At 43.4% G+C, this 21798-nt stretch carries 19 protein-coding genes; 8 read left to right on the forward strand and 11 right to left on the reverse strand.

Going from position 1 to position 21798, the window contains the following annotated elements:
• The first annotated feature begins 1 nt into the window (after position 1).
• From WKT11_RS10185 to WKT11_RS10210, 6 genes are all read left to right on the forward strand, one after another.
• Complete coding sequence (locus WKT11_RS10185; RefSeq protein ID WP_117675677.1) at positions 2 to 1162, forward strand: toxic anion resistance protein; 1161 nt, start codon at positions 2 to 4, stop codon at positions 1160 to 1162.
• A 104-nt stretch (positions 1163 to 1266) separates the two neighbouring features.
• On the forward strand, positions 1267 to 1848 hold the full coding sequence (locus WKT11_RS10190; RefSeq protein ID WP_117675675.1) for a TerD family protein: 582 nt from the start codon (positions 1267 to 1269) through the stop codon (positions 1846 to 1848).
• A 12-nt stretch (positions 1849 to 1860) separates the two neighbouring features.
• Positions 1861 to 2442 carry a TerD family protein gene (locus WKT11_RS10195; RefSeq protein WP_340284125.1) on the forward strand — a complete coding sequence of 194 codons (582 nt, stop codon included), beginning with the start codon at positions 1861 to 1863 and terminating at the stop codon, positions 2440 to 2442.
• A gap of 11 nt (positions 2443 to 2453) precedes the next feature.
• Positions 2454 to 3074, forward strand: coding sequence for a TerD family protein (locus WKT11_RS10200; protein ID WP_117845333.1), 621 nt, complete (start codon positions 2454 to 2456; stop codon positions 3072 to 3074).
• Between the two features lie 218 nt (positions 3075 to 3292).
• The gene (locus tag WKT11_RS10205) at positions 3293 to 5929 is read left to right on the forward strand and encodes a cation-translocating P-type ATPase (protein WP_340284128.1); all 2637 of its coding nucleotides are present in this window, start codon (positions 3293 to 3295) and stop codon (positions 5927 to 5929) included.
• A gap of 99 nt (positions 5930 to 6028) precedes the next feature.
• A complete protein-coding gene (locus WKT11_RS10210; RefSeq protein WP_340284130.1) occupies positions 6029 to 6820 on the forward strand; it encodes an HAD hydrolase family protein in 792 nt (263 codons plus the stop codon).
• A gap of 27 nt (positions 6821 to 6847) precedes the next feature.
• Here the strand turns inward: WKT11_RS10210 and WKT11_RS10215 are convergent, their stop codons facing one another.
• The 3 genes from WKT11_RS10215 to WKT11_RS10225 form a co-directional block, all read right to left on the reverse strand.
• Positions 6848 to 7552, reverse strand: a complete 705-nt coding sequence (locus tag WKT11_RS10215; protein WP_117675667.1) for an AIM24 family protein — start codon at positions 7550 to 7552, stop codon at positions 6848 to 6850.
• Positions 7553 to 7565: 13 nt separating this feature from the next.
• On the reverse strand, positions 7566 to 8432 hold the full coding sequence (locus WKT11_RS10220) for a TerD family protein (RefSeq protein WP_118629686.1): 867 nt from the start codon (positions 8430 to 8432) through the stop codon (positions 7566 to 7568).
• A 368-nt stretch (positions 8433 to 8800) separates the two neighbouring features.
• Positions 8801 to 10561 (reverse strand): DUF885 domain-containing protein, encoded by a 1761-nt coding sequence (locus WKT11_RS10225; RefSeq protein WP_118774939.1) that lies wholly within the window; start codon positions 10559 to 10561, stop codon positions 8801 to 8803.
• A 90-nt stretch (positions 10562 to 10651) separates the two neighbouring features.
• Between WKT11_RS10225 and trxB the strand changes: the two genes are divergently transcribed.
• Together trxB and WKT11_RS10235 are read left to right on the forward strand one after the other, a co-directional pair.
• Positions 10652 to 11572: a thioredoxin-disulfide reductase gene (gene trxB / locus WKT11_RS10230; RefSeq protein ID WP_340284136.1), complete on the forward strand. Its 921-nt coding sequence runs from the start codon at positions 10652 to 10654 to the stop codon at positions 11570 to 11572.
• Positions 11573 to 11911: 339 nt separating this feature from the next.
• On the forward strand, positions 11912 to 12637 hold the full coding sequence (locus tag WKT11_RS10235; protein ID WP_118136290.1) for a C40 family peptidase: 726 nt from the start codon (positions 11912 to 11914) through the stop codon (positions 12635 to 12637).
• A gap of 733 nt (positions 12638 to 13370) precedes the next feature.
• Here WKT11_RS10235 and WKT11_RS10240 read toward each other — a convergent pair.
• The 8 genes from WKT11_RS10240 to WKT11_RS10275 form a co-directional block, all read right to left on the reverse strand.
• Positions 13371 to 13988, reverse strand: coding sequence for a V-type ATP synthase subunit D (locus WKT11_RS10240; RefSeq protein ID WP_117675657.1), 618 nt, complete (start codon positions 13986 to 13988; stop codon positions 13371 to 13373).
• A gap of 18 nt (positions 13989 to 14006) precedes the next feature.
• On the reverse strand, positions 14007 to 15389 hold the full coding sequence (locus tag WKT11_RS10245; protein ID WP_117675715.1) for a V-type ATP synthase subunit B: 1383 nt from the start codon (positions 15387 to 15389) through the stop codon (positions 14007 to 14009).
• 20 nt (positions 15390 to 15409) lie between these two features.
• Complete coding sequence (locus WKT11_RS10250) at positions 15410 to 17182, reverse strand: V-type ATP synthase subunit A (RefSeq protein WP_118136288.1); 1773 nt, start codon at positions 17180 to 17182, stop codon at positions 15410 to 15412.
• Entirely contained in the window at positions 17175 to 17762 is a 588-nt protein-coding gene (locus tag WKT11_RS10255; RefSeq protein WP_118136286.1) for a V-type ATP synthase subunit E, read from the reverse strand. Before WKT11_RS10255 ends, WKT11_RS10250 begins: the two co-directional genes overlap by 8 nt.
• Before the next feature lie 12 nt (positions 17763 to 17774).
• Complete coding sequence (locus WKT11_RS10260; protein WP_008705340.1) at positions 17775 to 18083, reverse strand: V-type ATP synthase subunit F; 309 nt, start codon at positions 18081 to 18083, stop codon at positions 17775 to 17777.
• A 1-nt stretch (position 18084) separates the two neighbouring features.
• Positions 18085 to 18516 carry an ATP synthase subunit C gene (locus WKT11_RS10265; RefSeq protein WP_019163225.1) on the reverse strand — a complete coding sequence of 144 codons (432 nt, stop codon included), beginning with the start codon at positions 18514 to 18516 and terminating at the stop codon, positions 18085 to 18087.
• A gap of 135 nt (positions 18517 to 18651) precedes the next feature.
• Positions 18652 to 20592, reverse strand: coding sequence for a V-type ATP synthase subunit I (locus tag WKT11_RS10270; protein WP_340284145.1), 1941 nt, complete (start codon positions 20590 to 20592; stop codon positions 18652 to 18654).
• A 155-nt stretch (positions 20593 to 20747) separates the two neighbouring features.
• On the reverse strand, positions 20748 to 21791 hold the full coding sequence (locus WKT11_RS10275) for a V0D/AC39 family V-type ATPase subunit (RefSeq protein ID WP_118411571.1): 1044 nt from the start codon (positions 21789 to 21791) through the stop codon (positions 20748 to 20750).
• Between the last annotated feature and the right edge of the window lie 7 nt (positions 21792 to 21798).

Consider the following 21798-nt stretch of genomic DNA (forward strand, 5'->3'; position numbering starts at 1 on the left):
TATGGGACTTGATTTCAGCAGGGGTTCATCAATGGGAAATACACCTCAGGCAGGCAGCGGTTATTCAGCAGAGAAGAATGAGATTGAGGTAGTGGAGCAATACGATATTGTTGCTGACAGGCAGCAGATGAACGACAATTTAGTGAACTCAGAAGAAGTTGATCAGATCGTCAGTACGATTGAAGTTTATAACATGGATACGATCGTATCTTTTGGCGCAAAAGTAGCAGAAGAGATTTCAAAGGCATCGGACGTAGTTCTTAACAGTATGAACATGTCGCAGCTGGATGAGACGAGTGAGATGCTTAAGTCATTAGCCAAGATTATGGATCAGTTTGATATAAATGAGATCAAAGATAATCCGGGACTTTTTGGAAAGCTTTTCGGAAATTTCAAAAAGCAGCTTGATAAGATACTGGCGAAGTATCACACAATGGGCGAGGAAGTTGATAAAATTTATGTTCAGCTTAAAGGATATGAGGCTGAGATTAAGGAGTCAAACAGAAAGCTGAATACGATGTTTGATGTTAACGTAAATTATTATCATGAACTGGTTAAGTATATTCTGGCAGGCGAGCAGGCATGCAAGGAAATCGAAGCCTATATTGCACAGAGACAGCAGGACATGGAGAACACCGGAGATCAGTCGATTCAGTTTGAGCTTACGACATTAAATCAGGCATTGCAGATGATGGAGCAGAGAACACAGGATCTGAGAACTGCTGAGAATGTTGCGATGCAGTCAATTCCTATGATCAAGACCATGGCATTCAGCAATTATAATCTGGTGAGAAAGATTAATTCAGCATTTATTGTTACTCTTCCGATTTTCAAGCAGGCGCTTGCACAGGCGATTCTTCTTAAGAGACAGAAGATTCAGGCAGATGCTATTTCAGAGCTGGATAAGAAAACGAATGAAATGCTTATCAAAAATGCCCAGAATACCGTTGATGTTTCAAAGGCAACAGCCAGAATGGCATCGGGAAGTTCGATTCAGATCGAGACTCTGGAGAAAACCTGGAGAACCATTACAAGTGGAATCGAGGAGACGCAGAGGATTCAGGAAGAAGCCAGAAAGAAACGTCAGGATGATCAGATTCGTTTAGAGGCTATCAAACAGGATTTCAACCGGAATTATCACATGCCACAGGCGAGGAGATAATAGTTACCGGGAACGGAATGAACAGTAACAGATAATATATAACATAGCGATTCAGAATGATAAAGCTGATGAACAGTTAAAAAATATTAAGGAGGACCACTAATATGCCAATCAATTTATCCAAAGGACAGAAAGTAGACTTAACAAAGAAGAACCCGGGACTTAAGAAGATTATGGTAGGTCTGGGATGGGATGTAAATGCGTTTGATTCAGGTTCAGATTTTGACCTTGATGCAGCAGCATTTATGCTTGGCGCTAATGGAAAATGCCCGACAGAGAAAGAATTTATTTTCTATGGTAATCTGAAACATGCAAGCGAATCTGTTGAACATATGGGAGATAACCTTACCGGTGAGGGTGAAGGCGATGATGAGCAGATCATGGTTGATCTTACAAAAGTTCCGGCAAATGTTGAGAGAATCGCATTTACAGTTACCATTTATGAAGCGGAAGAAAGACGCCAGAATTTCGGACAGGTTTCCAATTCTTATATCCGTCTGGTAGATGAAGCAAATAATGTGGAACTGATCCATTACGATCTTGGAGAGGATTTCTCCATTGAGACTGCTGTAGTTGTCGGAGAGCTTTACAGACATAACGGAGAGTGGAAGTTTAATGCCATTGGAAGTGGTTTCCAGGGCGGACTTGCAGCACTCTGCGGTCATTATGGTATTGAAGTAGCATAGGAGGATAAAGATATGCCGATTAGTTTAAAAAAGGGCCAGAAAGTAAGCCTTACAAAAGAAAATCCGGGACTCAAAAATGTGGTTGTTGGTATAGGATGGGATATCAATGCATTTGATACAGGCGGAGATTTCGATCTTGATGCAGCAGCATTTTGTCTGACTGATTCCGGAAAAGTTTCCGATCGGAAGGATTTTGTATTTTATGGAAATCTTACACATCCATCCGGTGCGATTCAGCATATGGGAGATAACCTTACCGGAGCAGGCGATGGAGATGATGAACAGATAAAAATCGATCTTTCAAAGATTCCTGCAAATATAACAAAGATTGCATTTACCGTTACGATTTATGAAGCGGAGGAGAGACGTCAGAACTTTGGACAGGTTTCCAATGCTTTTGTAAGAATTGTTAACGAGGCTACAGGACAGGAGATTCTTCGCTATGATCTTGGCGAGGATTTCTCTATCGAAACTGCAGTTGTATTTGGCGAATTATATAAGAATGGTAATGAGTGGAAATTCAATGCCATCGGAAGCGGTTATCAGGGCGGCTTAGCTGCTTTGTGCAATAGCTATGGTATCGCAGTGGAATAGGAGGAAAACTTATGTCAGTCAGCTTACAGAAAGGACAGAAAGTAAATCTGTCAAAGGATAATGCAGGATTAGCGAAGGTTATTGTCGGACTTGGATGGGATGAAGCGAAACCGTCAGGTGGCGGTGGTGGTGGATTCTTCGCAACGTTGTTTGGCGGCGCTGCTACAACACATCAGGCAATCGATTGCGATGCTTCTGCAATCATGCTGAAGAATGGAAAATTCGTGGACAGAACCGATTTAGTATATTTCGGAAATCTGAAACATAAATCCGGCACAGTAAATCATATGGGAGATAACCTTACCGGAGAGGGAGAAGGAGATGACGAACAGATTGTTATCGACCTGTCAAGAGTTCCGGCTGAATACGATAAGATCGTTATTGTTGTAAATATTTATCAGGCAGTTCAGAGAAAACAGCATTTCGGAATGATTGAAAATGCCTTTATCCGTCTGGTTGATGCCAGAAACAATAAAGAAATGTGCAAATATAATCTGACCGAAAATTATTCAGGAATGACTGCGATGATTTTTGGGGAAATATATAGACATAACGGTGAGTGGAAATTTAATGCGATGGGAAATGGAACAACCGATCCGGGAATTGGAGAACTCTGCCGAAGATTTTCATAATCCTGAGTATTGGAGATAACCATTTATTTACGAATAAGAGGGACTATGCGATAGTTCCTCTTTTGTGAATATCTAACAGTCTTTTATTTCAGAGAGAGATTCTGGTATAAAAGCGTAAGAGTATGAGATATATAAGTCAAAATCCTGTCACTATAGTCAACCTCGCTGGTAGGAATTTGTTCTTATAAGAGATTAAAATGAGGAGGTCATTCAGATATATGAGTGATATGAACAAAAAACAATTAATGTGCGGATTATCCGATTCGCAGGTTAATGAAAGTAAAGCGAAATATGGCACCAATGAGCTTGCCAAGAAGGAAACAGAGTCACTCTGGTCCATGTTTATCGGCGCATTTGATGATATCTGGATCAAAGTTCTGTGTGCGGCACTGGCGCTTAAAGTGATCCTGGCAATTCTTGGAATTTTTGTCCCGGCATTATCTGGCGGAAATGACGTTGTAGAGATCATCAGTATTGTAATCGCAATCGCACTTGCCACCGGATTCAGTACTTTGTCAGAATACAGAAATACTTCAAGAAGTGAAGCACTTCAGGAAGAATACAGTAAAACTTATGCCAAAGTTATGAGAAACGGAAAGCTTGTCAATATTCTTACAAGCGAGATTGTGAAAGGCGACACGATTCTTGTACAGGCGGGAGATAAAGTTCCGGCCGATGGCTTAATATTTGAAGGAAAAATCAAAGTTTCCCAGGCTGCCTTAAACGGTGAGTCAAGAGATGAAAACAAGGCAGCAGTGTCAGATATGGCTGATGCAGAATCCACTGATTATTCCTCAGTAGGAAAAGTTTTCATGGGTTCTGTAGTAACTTCCGGTGAAGGATATATGGTTGCAACAGTCATCGGCGATAACTCAGAATTAGGAAAGATTAATAAAGCACTGACTGATACTGATGAGGAAGAAGAGAGAAAAGATACTTCCAGCCTTAAACTGGAGGGGGTTGCAGCAGGAATCGGTAAATTAGGTGTCTCTGCAGCGGCAATTGCTGGTATCTTACATGTTGTGCTGACTCTTGTAAGAGCGGACGAAGCAATTACAGTTGTTTCAGTTCTTCTTGTTATCGCAGAGGCAGTTATGCTTATGGCATCTATCGTAATCATGGCAGTTCCGGAAGGTCTTCCGATGATGAACAGTCTGGTTCAGTCAATGAATACAGAGTCCATGTATAAGAAGAATATTCTTGTCAGCCATAAAGCAGCATTCTCTGATTCAGCTTATATGAACGTGCTGTTCAGTGATAAAACAGGAACAATCACAGAAGGAAATCTGTCATTGGTTGAGTTTATCACAGGTAAAGGCGATATCATTGATTCTATTCAGAACAAAGAGTTTATTGAGGCAATTACCCTGAATAACCTTGCAAAGGTTTCTGCCGAAGGAAAAGCCATCGGCAGTAACAACATGGACAGAGCGCTGCTTTCTTATGCGCTCAATCATGGATACAATGATTCAGACAACGATCCGGATAAGGTAGAAGACATCAGCGGATTTGATTCAGAGAAGAAATGTGCAACTGTAACACTTAAGAATGGACTTGTTTACTGGAAAGGTGCTACAGAGAACATCATTGAGAAAGTAACACACTATATGCTTCCTGACGGAGAAGAAAAAGAGTTCACAGAAGCAGATAAGAATAAAGTAAAAGAACAGATGCACGCACAGGCGAAGAGAACAATGAAGCTTCTCTCCGTAGCAAAGATCGACGGTGCGAAAACCGTTCTTATGGCTGTTCTGTGTCTGCGTGATAATGTAAGAACAGATGCAATCGAGACAGTTGAGATTCTTAACCATGCAGGAATCCAGGTAGTCATGGTTACCGGTGATGCGGAAGAAACTGCTGTTGCGATTGCAAAAGAAGCGGGAATCCTTATGGATGAGAAGAAGGATGTTGTTCTCACTCATGAGCAGTTAGAGAAGATGTCTGATGAAGAACTTAAGAAAGTTCTTCCAAATCTGAAGGTAGTCAGCAGAGCGAAACCTCTTGATAAGAAGAGACTGGTATCTATGTCACAGCAGCTTGACAATGTCTGTGGTATGACCGGTGACGGTGTCAACGATGCTCCGGCATTGAAACAGGCAGATATCGGTTTTGCAATGGGAGATGGTACAGCAGTTGCGCAGGAGGCCGGAGATGTTGTTATTCTTAACAACAGTCTGACATCTATTAAGGACTGTGTACTTAACAGTAGAACAATGGCTAAATCTGTTGGTAAGTTCCTTATTTTCCAGCTTACTGTAAATATCAGTACATTGTTAATGAACATTATCGCTCCGATACTTGGATGGACAGAGCCGTTCTCCATTGTCCAGATTCTGTGGATCAACCTGATCATGGATACACTGGCAGCTATGGCATTTGGCGGTGAGCCGATTCTGGACAGATACATGAATGAGCAGCCGGCGAAGAGAACTGATAATATCCTGACTTCTTATATTAAATCTGCGATTGGTACGAGTGCTATCTTTATTACTCTGGGATCGATATTGATTCTTGAGAATATAGGTGGTATTACAAGTTTCGTAACACCGGTATCCTGTGCAGATCCGGAGCTTTATGAGAAGACATTTATGTTTGCATTTTTCATCTATGCGATCATCTTTAACAGTCTGAATACGAGATCAGAGAAGTTTAACCTGTTTGAGCACATTAGCGAGAACAAGAACTTCTTACTGGTAATGGGTGCGATTTTTGTGCTTCAGACGATCATCATTGAGATTGGTGGAAAAGTATTCAGCACAACCATGCTTGAGCCTAAGGCTTTATTGGTATCCATGGCACTTGCCATACTGATCATACCGGTGGATCTTATCAGAAAGGCAATCGTTTCAAAGTAAATTAAAAAGTGATATGATTGTGAATGTATGAAGCAGTTATGAAGTTTCATGAATGTGGTGCAGGGAACACTTGTACCACATTCTTTTTGGAGAAAATGGATGAAAAATATTTTGTGCGTTGATATGGATAACACGATTATATATTCATATAAGCATGATATCGGAGAGAAAAAATTAAACGTTGAGTTATATAATGGACGGGAAATCTCATTTATTTCTGAAAGAACCTACTCGTTGTTAAAAGAAGTAAATGACAAGATGCTGATTGTACCAACTTCTACGAGGACGGAAGAACAATACAGACGTATCAATCTGCATATAGGAGCTATACCGTATGCACTTGTCTGCAATGGCGGTGTATTACTTGTGAATGGCGAACGGGACAAAGAATGGTATTACGAATCCTTGAAGATGATCGCGGAAAGCAGACCGCAGCTGGATAAGGCCATCGGTATTCTTGAAGTGGATCCGCGGCGGAAATTTGAAGTAAGATTTATAGATGAGCTTTTTGTTTTTACAAAATGTGAAAAGCCGGATGAAGTGATTAAGGATCTGAACAAAACGCTGAAGACGGAACTGGTGGATGTGTTTCATAATGGAGAAAAAGTATATGTTGTTCCTAAGAAGCTGAATAAAGGGATGGCTGTGAAACGACTTCGGAAAAAAATGAATCCCGGATATATTCTGGCTGCCGGAGACAGTGAGTTTGATGTTTCTATGGTAGAAGAGAGCGACTTTGGATGCGTTCCGGATGGATTTGGGAAGATGTTTCGTTTAAAAGCGGATTTAAAAGAAGACTTAAAAGAAAACGTAATGGAGATGGAAAGCGGAAAATTATTTTCGGAAGCATTACTGGAAAAATGCTTAAAGAAAGAGGCAGAACTGACGTGATGAGTTCTGCCTCTTCTTCTATCCGGATTAGTCCATGCTTACGCGAATTCCCCCCTGGCGTTCTGATGGCTGAATGATAACCGTAACGTTGTCTCCGGCGTGCCATTCAAACTGATAAGATTCGCCGGATGCCTGTCCGATGAAGGTTTTCCAGGATACATCGGCAGTAACACTTGGATCGCAGTGGCCGTTTCCTACCCAGCAGATGACTGCATCAGGATCGACAGAAATGGTATTGTTTTTACCAATATTGCTCAGTACGATTGGGTTGCCGTCTGACAGTACTGCAACATATGCATTCTTGCCGCGTGCAGTGAGTGTTGAAGTAGCAAGTCCTTTCTGGGAGAGAACTCCGACACCGATAAAGCGGACGCTATAATCACAGTCCTGAGTAAATGCCAGAATGTTCTCAGATTCAACAGAAATAGTTTCGCCCTGGGCCAGCTGGTAGATCACAACATGTTGTCCGTAGTTTGCATAATATGTAACGGAATCACCGTTCAGATTGACTTTCATCAATGGAAGGTTTTCACCAGTGACTCTTCGTGCCAGCTGTCCGAACAGGGCCTGCCCGAGATTCTGCTGCGGGCCGAGAAGAACTTTTTCAAACCGGTAATTCTTTGGGCCGGAATTGTCTCCGGCTATAAAAGCTCCTGCTTTTACAAAAAGAACATCATTGCCGGTACAGGTAACTTTCAGAGTTAATTCGTTGATGGTTTCAAATGTTAACATGATAGTCCTCCTTTTAAATAACCTGAACTCCGTATAATTCACAGAGTCCGGCGAGATCTCTGGAAACGCCGTTTCCGATCGCGTTAAATTTCCAGATGCCGTTATGCTGGTATATTTCGCCTATCATCATGGAAGTAACGTTGGAATAGTATTCATCCATTTTGAAACTGACTAATTCAGTGTTTGAAGCATCGGTAATCTGGATATACGCGTCTTTGATCATGCTGAAATTCAGATGCTTTTCCAGGGCTTCATTTATGGTAAGGACAAAAACAATTTTTGAAACGGCTGGGTTTAATTTTACGAAATCTATAGAGATCATTTCACGATTCTGTCCCTGATCGGCAAAAAAGACAGTGCTTCCGTCAGGACTGGATTCCTGTCCATAGAATACAAACCATGAATCACCGATAACCTTTCCGGTATTATTCAGAAGAAATGCGGATACGTCTACATCACAGTCCGGATTTGTAATATTCCATCCAAGATGCGCCTTAATTCCTGTAAGCCGGGATTGAGTTTCAAGTGGTATTTTCTGACCTTTTCGGACTGGGTTCTTAAAGGCAGGAATTCTGATAGTTGGAACAGGTCTGGAATTGAAACTATGATTGCCTGAATTTGTAGGAGCAGTATTTGCAGATCTGGTATTTACCGGACCAGCAGATCTGGAATTGGTATTTATATAAGCGGCATTTACAGATTGGGTATTAATAGAACCAGTATGCGTGGAGTTGGAATTGGGAGAAGCAGCATTTACAAATTTGGTGTTTATAGAATCAATATTGCGAGATGACAGAGGCTCCTGGATTTTCTTATTGTTAATATTCATAACGGTCTGTCTGTTGACTGCTCCGGATAAGTTTGATGGTACATTGATCATAATGATTGTCCCCTCGATGATAGCAATTATAGCAATTCCCGAAAATACTGTAATTAATCCAACCCATCAGAGCGTGAAGTCCTGCATCAGATATCTTTGTCGTGCGTTAGCACGCCTGCAGATATCTTCCTTGTCCTTCGCACTCTGCTAGACGGTCTTATTTGCATTATTTTCTGGAATTCCTATAGGAATGTTATAGTTACTGTTCACATTAAATAATTATAATATTTATCAATATTTTACTGTGTTTCGCTGAAAGTGTCAAATAAAATGAAGTACATAAGCGAAAATTGTGAAAGAAACCTGCTGTCCACTTTGTTTTCAATAATAAAAACAAGATTCTTAAGAACAAAGCAGACAGCCAAAGGCTATTTCATATATTTTTCCAGTACCGGAAACTGTACCGGGCCGATTTCCAGAATCTTTCGGTGGAATTCTTTCAGGTTGAAATCATCGCCAAGTTTTTTCTGGCTGGATGTTTTCAGATCAAGGAAGTTAAGGTATCCCCAGTAGTATTTCAGATAATTCCCGGGGGTTTCAACAATATACTGGTAGATTTCATTTGCAGTGGAGGCGTTGGTGATGCCGAAAGCTTTTAGAAAAGCAGCAGTGCGGGCGGCGTCCCAGCCACGATAGTGGATGCCAATGTCTATCAGCGAGTAGATGCACAGGTTCATACTACGGTTCAGCCATGCCAGACGGACTGCGCTTTTGGCTGCGGCAGAGTTTTTCATAAGGGAGGCAGCATATTCGTAACCGTAGGATTCCACATAAGTGGCCCAGCCTTCCACATAACCGGAAGAAGCGACAAGGTATCTGATGTCAGAGGGATTGCTTCGGGCGAAGGAAACTGTCTGATACAGGTGTCCGGGAAATCCTTCGTGGGCAAGAGTGCCGAAGAGTTCCAGACTGGTAGTGCGGCCGGAATCATTAATGTAAATCACATTTGGCTTCTGGGTGTCAACAGGTGGTGTGAGGTAAAAGGCCGGACTGAGGAAACTTTTCATGGATGGATGGACAGACCGGATCTCGTAGGTCACATCGCTTAATGTGGGAAAATCTTCAGTCATAAGCTTGGGCAGTGCATTCAGCATTTGTTCCGGGGACAGTGTAAGTTCGTTGACGTATCTGGACAGACCAGAAATCAAGTCAGGATCTTTCTGAAGAAGAGAACGGATCTGCTGATAATCAGAAAGAAGCTGGGAGGACAGGCGCTGTTCGATTCTCTTGACAGGGACGTAGGTTCCGGTCTGGCTTCTGAGCAGATAAATATAGTATTCACGACCGCCCTCAAAAAAAGCCAGTCCCCGGCTGCTTTTCCCGGTTCCGCGAAGTTTCTCCAGACCATTAATCAGCTCCTGATAGGCAGGAATTACTTCTTCGCAGATTAGTTTGTGATGATATGTACAGAGCTTTTTCTGGTCTTTGTCAGTCAGGGCAGGATTAGAGAAGGCTTTTAATTTCTGAGTGAAAATGTCATCCATATAGTTGGAGTCAGGATCAGCAATAAAGGAACGGCATTGCTTCAGAATCCGGTCAAGGGTTGTATTGCTCATGAAAAGACCAGCCTGGGACTTTTGATTTTCAAGTTTCAGGATGCTCTGGAAATATGGTTTTATGGTACTTAGGAGTTTCAGATAATCGGAAATATCTTCTTTTTTATAGAAAGAATATTCTGCGAGAAGAACCGGGAGCTGTGCCTGCACGCCCAGGCTTGGACCTAGCGGCTCATCCAGAATGCTGTTTTTTCCAAGGGATACCCTGGTGTGGAAGTAGAGAAGGAGCAGATCACAGGTAAGCTGGTTTTCTTTGGAGAGTTTGGAGTAGGCAAAGGATTGCAGTTTTTTTTCATATTTCTGGCAGATGTTGGTTGTTTTGTCTGAGTCTGAGAGGACAGTACCCAGGGTGGCTTCGGGTTTTTTGATTCCTTTTTTGGAGGGATTGGCGAGGGTGTAATGCAGGGTGAGCGTGTTATTGCTTACTTCAGACTGAAATAATTCGTCGGTAAAAGCCTGAAAACGGGAATTTTCTGAAATAAAATGATCGGACAGGCAGCCCAGTCCGATTCCTGTGGCAAAAACCAGGCAGAGGGCAAGGAGTCTTTTGGGGATGCTCTTATAAATACGCATATCCACCTCGGAAGGCGCTTTTTACTATCTTATTGGAAAAGAGGGGTGAGTATGCTATCATATTTGGTAACAACAGATGGAGGTAAGAGGATGTCAGAGATTTATGATATAGCGATTCTGGGAGCAGGTCCTGCGGGAATCAGCGCAGCAATCTATGCTGCCAGAGCGAAGATGAATATTTTATGGCTGGATAAGCAGTTTGCCCAGGGCGGACAGGTACTTAACACTTACGAGGTGGACAACTATCCGGGAATGCCGGGAATCAGTGGGATGGATCTTGGTGAGGCTATGGGAGCACATGCGGCTAAGCTGGGAATTGAACCTGTAAGGGAGAATGTCCTGTCAGTAGAAGATGCCGGAACTGAGAAAATTATCCGAACAAAGAAACATGAATACAGAGCGAAAACAGTGATCCTTGCCTGTGGTGCAAGCCATCGCAGACTGAATATTCCTGGCGAAGAAGAACTGTCCGGAATGGGTGTTTCTTACTGCGCTACCTGCGATGGTGCTTTCTTTAAGGATAAGACCGCGGTTGTCGTTGGTGGTGGAAATATGGCAGTAGAGGACGCAATCTTTCTTTCAAGAATCTGTAAGAAAGTTTATCTGCTTCACAGACGGGATGAATTGCGCGCAGACGAGATCCTACAGGAGAGCTTGTCAGCATGTGAGAATGTGGAGATGATATGGAATAGTGTGGCAGTGGAGATTCAGGGTACAGAATGCGTCACAGCACTGAAAATCAGAAATGTCCTGGATGATACAGAATCCGTAATCGATACAGATGGAGTTTTTATTGCTGTAGGAATCCTTCCGAATACAGAAAAATTCAAAGGTCTGGTGAAACTTGACGAAGCCGGATATATTATTGCGGGAGAAGAGGGAATTACGGAAACACCGGGTGTTTTTGCGGCGGGAGATATCCGCACAAAGATGCTGCGACAGGTTGTGACAGCGGTGGCGGATGGCGCGAATGCGGTGATTTCTGCACATAATTATCTGATTCGGCATTAATGTTATACTTCACTCTGATTTTGAGAATTCGTTAACAGAGAGCTTGATTAGTATATCTATTTCATACTTTTTTTATTTGACATAACTTGGAAACTATGCTAATATACACAAATGCGTAACTTGTTGTAACAAAAACGTAACAATTAACGAAGCTTCATTATTCAAGGAATGTAGAGAATGATGTTTGTTACTGGGCACGGAGTGAACAGTAAATGATGTTCGCCAGCTGATATTTGGAAGGTGTTTGTCTGATTCATGGCAATATGAAATATGCCAAATAGAAGCATAGTGAAAGTGTCCCAGAGATTGGAGTGTATATTAACAGGAGTTGACAGGTAAATGAATAATAAAATAAAAGCAATTTTAATGGCAGTAGCTGTAAGTTCTATGGTTCTGACACAAGGAGTGAGTGCGGCACAGTTTGATGACGGTGAGCAGGTGTTTTCTGATGGAACAGACAGCAGCGAAGCAACCGGAAGTGTGAGTGCTCTGGCAAGTGCTCTTGCGAAGCAGACAGAAGAGGAAACTCAGAAGTTTGTAGCGAAGAAAGAGGAAGCAGCCCAGATCCGCGAGGAGAGAAGAATCGAGAAGGCGGAAAATGCATCTGAGAAAGCAGAGCAGGAAAAGGCAGCAGCGTTGGAGAGTATCCGGCAGACAGTTGAGGATGCAAAGAAGAAAGCAGCCGAAGAGGCAGAAGCAAAGCGTGTCGCCAAGAGACAGGCAGTAGTGGATTTTGCACTGCAGTTTGAGGGAAATCCTTATGTATACGGTGGAACAAGCCTTACAAACGGTGCTGACTGTTCTGGTTTTGTAATGTCTGTATTTGCCAACTTTGGCTATAGCCTTCCGCGTGTGGCAGCAGCCCAGTGTGATGCCTCCACTAAGAAAGATATCAGCCAGATTGAGCCGGGAGATCTGGTATTCTATGGAAGCGGAGCTATCGATCATGTAGCGCTTTATATCGGTGATGGAAAGATCATTCATGCCAGCGGTGCTGCTACAGGAATCAAGATTTCCAACTATGATTATGAACAGCCGACAGCGATTGGAACATTCATGGAATAATTGTGATTATGTAAAAGCCTCGTTTAGAGCTTACTCTTATATTTGAGTAACGATAAATGAGGCTTTTTATGTGTCTGTTTAAGTGAACCGGGTAAGTCACCTGCTTCAATTGCAGACAGTAATAAGTAGTGAGTAGAGTCTTTCTTGAATATTTGTTTGTCCACCCATAAGAAGCATAAAACAGAGGATTCGACAAATTGCACAAAGAAAGTCGAAAGGTGGGATAAGTGGATAAAGTCATACACATTCTATCCACATGTATAACCTTTAAAAAATCCCGTAAATTAAAGTTATACACAAAGTTATCCACATTATCCACATTTTATGTGTGTGGAATACTTGATTTACATAACAGAAAAAGAAACGAATGTTTTGTGTAAAATGATAAATCCGCATTTTACGACAGAAAAAATCAAAAATCTATTGACTTTTTTATATTCTAAAAATCATATAATATTGCACGCAAAAGACAAAATAAAGGATTATATATAAAAATAATCAGAATATTCAAAAAGGTATTGTGCAGATAGACACAACAGAATATAAAAAGAGAATCCGAGTGTGTAAAAGATGAAATTTCCACATAGGAGAGACAGATGTGGATGACAGATACACAAAACAAATAATGATGGGGATAACTTTTTAAATAGTTTTCCACATATAAAAATCAGCCAGATGGGTTCGGAATTTTGGATTCCGGACATTCATCTGGCGGTTTTTAATCACTTTATATTTATTTTTGCTTCATTCGCTTGATGACTTTCAATCTGGTGAATTCCTCACGCTCTTTTTCCTCCAGTGCATTCTGGATATCCTTGGTCAGTGCCTCGTACTTCGGAATTGTGATATTCTTCAGTGCGTTGGCACGTTTCTGCGTCTTTTTGATGTTGGCTGCGAGACGGATGGCTGCGTTTTCCACCATAGAGAGGCGGATGGACAGCTCTTTTACCTTCTCGAATGCAGCCTTGGCTTCGTCCAGGGACATCTTTGTGCTGTAGTAAGCGTAGGTTGGGGTATTGCTGGTTTTGTCATATTCCACAAGAGGAATCTCCGTACCCATAACGCTTCGGGTTTTGATACGGATGGAATTCTCTATAGGAACGGTACAGGCAATCTGCTGGACAAAGGCAATGCCGATTTCCATATTTGCCTTCTGGAGCGCAGCGTAAGCGGCGCGGAAAGTGACATCAATCTGCGTCTGGATATCCTTTGCCTGATCAATCAGATCCATCATCTCGCGGATCAGGATGTTACGCTTCTTGTCCATCAGTTCATAACCCTGACGGGAAAGTTTCAGCGAGTTTTTTGCAAGTATCAGGTTTCCCTTGGTGGGAAAGGTATTCGGATCCATTCAATCACCTCGCTTCTTTTAGCGTACTGTTTCGTGATAGTATTTATCGAGGATCTTCGTATCGATTCGGTCAAGTTCTTCCTTCGGAAGAAGTCCCAGAAGCTCCCAGCCTTTATCAAGAGTCTCGGTGATGCTTCGGTTCTCCGTCTCTGACTGACCGACGAATTCATTTTCAAAAGCCTTACCAAATACCAGATATCGTTTATCCAGTGGAGAGAGCTCATCCTCACCGATAACAGAAGCAAGGGCTCTGGCATCTCCAACCTTTGCATAACAGGAGAAAAGCTGGTTTGCTACGTCCTGGTGGTCGGCTCGGGTGTAGCCTTCACCGATACCATCTTTCATCAGACGGGAAAGGGATGGCAGTACGTTGATCGGCGGGTAGATTGCCTGCCCATGAAGCTGTCTGTCCAGAACAATCTGGCCCTCGGTGATATAACCGGTAAGGTCAGGGATTGGGTGAGTGATATCATCGTTAGGCATGGTCAGGATTGGAATCTGAGTTACAGAACCTGGTTTGCCTTTGACGATACCGGCGCGCTCGTACAGGGTTGCAAGTTCACTGTACAGATAGCCCGGGTAACCTTTACGGGACGGAATCTCACCTTTTGAGGATGATACTTCTCGCATGGCCTCGCAGAAAGAAGTGATATCTGTCAGGATGACCAGGATGTGCATTCCTTTTTCAAAAGCAAGATACTCTGCGGCGGTGAGGGCAATCTTCGGTGTAAGAAGACGCTCAACAACCGGATCGTTTGCCAGGTTCAGGAACATGACTACGTGGTCTGCAGCTCCGCTTTCCTCGAAGGTACGGCGGAAAAATTCTGCGACATCATATTTGACACCCATTGCTGCGAAAACAATGGCAAATTTTTCATCAGAGCCTTCTCCCAGGGATGCCTGCTGTACGATCTGTGCAGCCAGCTTATCGTGTGGAAGACCATTTCCGGAAAAAATCGGAAGCTTCTGACCACGGATCAGCGTGGTCAGTCCGTCAATCGCGGAGATACCGGTGTTGATATAGTTTCGTGGGTATTCGCGGGCTACCGGGTTCAGTGGAAGTCCGTTGATGTTTAATTTGACTTCCGGGGTGATGTCGCCCAGTCCGTCGATTGGCTGGCCGATACCATTGAAGGTTCGTCCCAGGATCTCCGGGGAAAGTCCGATCTCCATTGGGTGTCCGGTCAGTCTTGTGTGGGTATTGCTTAAGGACATGCTGTCTGTTCCCTCGAAAACCTGGATTACAGCTTTGTCCTCGTAAATCTCAATAATACGGCCGATCTTGCGAGTCCCGTCATCCATGTGAAATTCTACGATTTCCTCATAGGAGGCATTTTTGACGCCTTCCAGGACCACCAGAGGTCCGTTTATTTCGCTTAAGCCTAAATATTCAATTGCCATAAACTTCTCCTCTCCCGGCATCAGCCGTTTCTCTTCATAATGTCGTCGTAGAAAGTGTCGATATCCTGTTTATACTGGTCAAATTTCTCAAGCTGATTATTTGCTACATCATATTTAATGGAAATGATTTTTTCAAAAATATTGTTGCCTTCTTTGAGTATGGAAACAGGCATTCCGCGGTTGATCAGCGCGCGGCATTTTTCATAAAGATAGAGAATCGTTTCCATCATCTTAAATTGTTTTTCCATAGGTACGCAGGTGTCTTCTGCGTGGAAAGCGTTCTGCTGGAGGAATCCCAGACGGATGACTCTGGCGATTTCCAGTGTCAGTTTCTGGTCATCAGGAAGAACGTCACTACCTATCAGTTTAACGATCTCCATCAGGGAACTTTCCTGATTCAGAATCGCCATCAGCTGGTTTCTGTCTGCCACAAATTTCGGGGAAACATGTTCTCTGTACCATGGTGTCAGGTCTTCCAGATATTCACTGTAGCTGGTCAGCCAGTGGATCGCAGGGAAGTGACGGGCATAGGCAAGAGATTTGTCCAGTCCCCAGAAGCAGCGGACGAAACGCTTGGTGTTCTGTGTGACAGGCTCTGAGAAGTCACCACCCTGAGGGGAAACAGCTCCGATAATGGAGACAGAGCCTTCCGTTCCATTTAAGTTCTGCATCATTCCCGCACGCTCATAGAATGCGGACAGCTTGGATGCCAGATATGCAGGGAAACCTTCCTCGGCAGGCATTTCCTCCAGACGTCCTGACAGCTCTCGAAGTGCCTCAGCCCAACGGGAAGTGGAGTCTGCCATGATGGCTACGTCGTAGCCCATGTCGCGGTAATATTCCGCGAGGGTAACACCTGTATAAATAGAAGCTTCACGTGCCGCAACCGGCATGTTTGAAGTATTGGCAATCAGTGTGGTTCTGTCCATCATCAGGTTTCCGGATTTCGGGTCGATCAGTTTGCTGAAATCTTCCAGAACCTGAGTCATCTCATTACCACGCTCTCCGCAGCCAATGTAGATGATGATATCTGCGTCAGACCACTTGGCAATCTGATGCTGTGTCATTGTTTTACCGGTACCGAAACCTCCCGGAACAGCGGCTGTACCGCCTTTTGCAATCGGGAAGAGGGTGTCCAGGATACGCTGGCCTGTGACAAGCGGAACGCTTGCAGGGAAACGTTTGTGTGTCGGTCTTGGGATACGGATCGGCCATTTCTGCGCAAGTGCCAGATCTCTGGTAGTGCCGTCTGCGAACTGAATGGTTACGATTGGTTCCAGAATGGTGTATTCTCCGTCAGGAACCGCATGGATAACTGTGGCTTCTGTGAGATTCGGAGGCACCATGGATTTATGAAGGATAGAATCGGTTTCCTGGGTTTCTGCGATGATAGAACCAGGTCCTACGACATCTCCTTCTTTTACTGTGATGTGTGTTTTCCATTTTTTTTCTGTGTCAAGAGAGTCTACGCTGACACCTCGGGAAATATATTTGCCTGAAGCTTTGGCAATTTCTTCCAGGGGACGCTGGATACCGTCAAAGATGTTGTGAATGATTCCAGGTCCGAGAAGTACGGAGATTGCATCTCCTGTACCTGTAACTGTATCTCCTGGTTTGAGTCCTGTAGTTTCCTCAAAAACCTGTACGGTGGTCATGCCTTTTTTCAGGCCAATGATCTCACCTACCAGATGTTCCGGACCTACATAAACCATCTCGGAGATTTTAAATCCATTGTCGCCCTTCAGATAAATGACGGGGCCATTGACACCGTAGATAATACCTGTATTACTCATGTTCTGGTCCTCCGTCAAACTTGAATTCTTTGTATGCTGCCTCGAAATTTCCTGCAAAAGAGTGATCGATCAGGATGTTCTTGTGAGGAATCGTGGCGCGGATACCGCCAAGGAAAGAGTCTTTGGCGAGCTGGATGGATGCGCCTGTGCGCTGTTGAAGCTTCTCTGAAAGTGCGCTGTCTTCCGGGGAAAGATAGATGGAGATTTCATCGTTTTCGGCGAAGTCCAGAGCCTCTTTGATCTTTTCACTGAGATAATCTTCATATTCCGAAGTTTTGGTGAAGGATTTGAGAAGTTCTTTTACCTCAGAGAAGATTTTCTCTTTTAAATCATTCTGTTTCTTGGTCCAGTCGCGTTTGATCGTGAGCTGTTCTGCGGAAAGCGCCTTGTTTACTTCACGTCTTGCATTGGCGGTTTCTGCTTTGATCTGTGCCTGGGCATTTTCTTCACTGAGGGCCTTGCGCTCTTCTGTCATTTTTTCCAGAGTCTGTCTGTGCTCTTCAAGAATGGCGGCAGCTTTTGCGCGGGCATCTTCAACAGTGATATCATAAAAATGGCTGAGTTTTTCATCAATTGTCATGTTAACACCTGCCTATAGTTTTAGTCCAATCGCCTCATTTACATATGAGGTAATAAAATCCGGTTTGCGTCCAGTACCGTGCCTGTCGGGGATTTCGATGATCAGAGGGGTCTTGTGATGAAGCTTTACATCATCAATAATTTCAGGAAACTCCCGGCCGAATTTCTCGGTCAGGAGTATGATTCCGATTTCTTTATTGGAGATGGCTTTCTGCAAAGCATCTTTTAATTCATCATGTGTGTGAACAACTACACCCTCTACACCTGCCAGTCTCATCCCTGTGTAGGTATCGATATTGTCGCTGATCAAAAACATCTGCATCTTATAACTGTCCCAGGATCATGAAGGAGATGATCAGTCCGTAAAGGGCAACACCTTCTGCAAGACCTACGAAGATAAGGGATTTACCAAGGATACTCTGATCCTCGCTGATAGCGCCTAAAGCTGCGCTTGCCGCACTGGCAACGGCAATACCACCACCGATACAGGAAAGACCGGTTACAAGGGCTGCTGCGATGTAGCCCATACCTGTTGCAAGACCTGCCTCAGAACCGGCAGCAGCTTGTACAGAAGAAGCACCTGTGAACATTACGGCGATGGCGATGAGCATTGTGCCAAAGAAGAAGAATGCGTTTACGCCGATGGCTGTTTTGTAACGACCGCGGTTTTTCTCGCCAATGAGATAGTATCCAAATGGAAGGATGATGCTGAGTACCAATGCGATTGCTAAAATAATCTGTGCTATTGTTGTCATAATTAAATCTCCTCTTGGTTTTATTTTAACCGAATAAACTGCGAAGCAGTTATTAGGTTATGAGCAAGTAGCGAAGCGGATTGCGAATATCCGCTTGACTGAAAAGTATTATACGTTTTGATATTTTTTCTTTGTTTATTTTACGGAGCGGAATGGCTCAAATTTACGTCCCGTACCTTTGTAGAAACGGCTGAACATTTCGTAATATTCCAGACGAAGTACCTGGATACCTACGATCAGACCTTCCATACCGCATACAAAAAGGTTTCCAAGGACTACCACTACCCAGTTAAGATTTCCACTTTCCGCGCCTGCGAGCATGAGGACAACTTCCATCATAGCTGCATGGCTGACTGCGAAAGCTCCGATACGGACAAAGGAAAGGGTATTGGAGAAGTAGCTTAACAGGACTTCAAACATTTCAAAAAGTCCCTGTACAATGAACATTCCTTTTTCCTTCGGCATAACTTCTGATTTCTTCTCGATAAGGGCTGTGAGAGGCTCTTTCAGGAAAATCAGGATCAGCGGCACACCAAACATGATAAACAGTACGATTCCTCCCGGAAGTGTATGACCGGTCAGGATCAGTGCGATGGAAACAACTGCGGATCCGTAGAATACCAGACCTGCTATGGAGTTTGTATCGAACCAGATATGCTCGATATCTCCGGCTTTCCATGCGTTTAAGATGTTAAATACCATACATAAAAGGATGATTCCCATACCAAAACCAATGGCAATGATAAATACAGTATTCAGTTTTCCGATAAACGGAACAGACATCATATTGTTCATCGGACGCAGCCACAAGGCAGGTATCACATCTTCAAATCCGAAGATACTTCCGAACATAAATCCGAAGAATGTGGAGAATACACCTGCGCAGCTGATGATACCTGCCAGTGTGATATGTTTAAATTTATAAAGCAGGAAACCACCGATAAAGAGCAGCAATCCCTGTCCGACATCACCGAACATTGCACCGAAGATAAAGGAATAGGTCAGTGCCACAAACCATGTCGGATCCATCTCATTGTAGGCTGGAAGGCCATACATTTTGATATACATTTCAAAAGGTTTGAACAGCTTCGGATTCTTTAATTTGGTCGGCGGCTGCTGGTGCACGCCAGGTTTCAGATGCTCGTCTTCTTCACCATCAATAATGCAGAAGATACGGCTGTCATCCTTGATATCTGCCTGGAAAGAATGTGCATCTTTCTCAGTCATCCATCCACATAAAATATAGAAGACATCCTTATCCCCATGGGTACATGCTGCAAGTCTGCGCACATCAAAATTGCCGGAAAGCTGTGCGATCGCGTTGCGGGATGCTGCGATATCTTCTTTGTTCTGCTGGAGAAAATCAGCTTTTTTCTGGTTCGCAGACTCCAGTCTGGCAGCTACATCGCTGCGTTTTTTGGTGAGTTCTTCGAATGCTGATTTGGCAGTCCCTTCATAAGTATCCGGCATATAAATCCGCTCGAAATGCATGGAAGAGTAGACGGCTTTGACCTTCTGTGCTTCATGTTCCGGCACGAAATATACACCCCAGATATACTGGTCATCTTCGTCACATTTGATAAAGATCGTGTCCAGATTCTCATAAATATACTTCTCAAATTTCTGATAATATTCCTTCTCAATTCTTCCGAAACGGAAGTGGATGAACTGGAATTTCAGGATTGAGGAGAGGTTGTAATTGATGTTTCTGAATGGTCTGATCACTCGCAAAGATTCATCAAGTGCTGCAAGCTGACTCTCCAGATCCGCGCGGGTATTGCTCAGTTCCTGATAATCGGACTGAAGCCGGCGGATGGTATTTAATGCCTCTTCCGTATTCATTGATCGGACGGAAATCTGCTTTGTATCCGTCAGCTCCTCATAAAAGCTGTTAGCAGTAGTGAGTGCTTCTTTATATGGATTAATCTCCATAAAGGGAGAAAGACTCTCCACTGCAGTCAGCTCGGAAAGGGCATTTTCCAGATGGATTTCGTACTTGCATAGGTAGGTGTTTACCACTCTGTCAATATCGGTTTTCGGACCGGTAATGCTCAGAAACTTCATTTTCTCAATCATAAATTCACCTCCTGGTTAGTTGTATTTAATACAGTTTACATAATATGAATATATAACTTGTATGAAATCTGCTGTATTATTCTATAGTTTTTATAGTCTGCAAAAAATATTATGTGCAGATTATAAAGCTTGTGGATATCAGCTCATGAGTTATGTCAGTTATTACATATATAACGCATGGCTTCATCATGCTGTACGCCATAACGGACGCATTCAATAGCAATCGTCAGGCGGTTTACTTCATGTTCCTTATGATATAGGTAGGAATAGATCACTGCCACAGAATAGGGATTCCTGTGCGCTTCTTTTTCCAGGATACTGCGGAGGATATAGTTGTAAAATTCCTCCAGATTGGCAACAGTAAGCTGCCCATATCTGGTGCCGTACCATGTTTTCTGGAAAATCCTTCTGGCATCTTCCGGTGTCGGAGCTTCTACCAGAGCGGTGAGCTCTTCTTTCTTTAATTTATAATTCATAGGGATCAGAAGCGCATAAATACTTGCCGGATCCATGTTGAAATATCGTTTGGAACGTTGGATAAACTGCAGGTTCAGCATATCGAATTTCTCGCCGTAGGTACGGGTGATTTCTTCCAGATCCTTGCCTTTAAACAGCTTCTTGCGTACGTTCCAGATCTGTGTAAAATAGTACAGATCCAGTGCCATACCGTAGTCAAAAAGAAGCGCCGTTTCGTGTTCCTGAATCTTCGAAAGCGGGATATAAAACTCGTTTCCTTTGAGGCAGGAGATCAGTTCTTCCATGGTGGAACAGGCTGTGATCTGGTCTACATCGATGTTGGAATGCAGGCGGAAGAAGTCACGATACGGAGAGACATCAACAGGGTCTGTGTCGCGGTGATCGAAGATATTTGTCATAACTTCTTTCAGTACACGAATCTCATATCGCTTGGAATACAGATCCAGAAACTTACGCTGTTCGAGATTTGCAAAGTGATAGATTCTGGAGAAATTCTGGAAAATAGATTTCTTCAGAAGCTTCTCAATCTGGCCCCGGTGCAGGGTATTTTCATCCAGTGCATCCCATTTGGAAGAATATTCCGGCATTCGTTTCAGATAGGCAGCTACCTGTGTAACGTTGGAGAGCTGGAGAATTTCCTCGAACTGCTCCATGGTAGTGAGTCTGCTCTGCATTGCGCGGATTTTCGTGGAAAGTCCGCTGTAGGAGAGTACGCCTCCCATTATTGCT

The sequence above is a fragment of the Blautia sp. HCN-1074 genome (assembly GCF_037890165.1).
Lineage (GTDB): Bacteria > Bacillota > Clostridia > Lachnospirales > Lachnospiraceae > Blautia_A.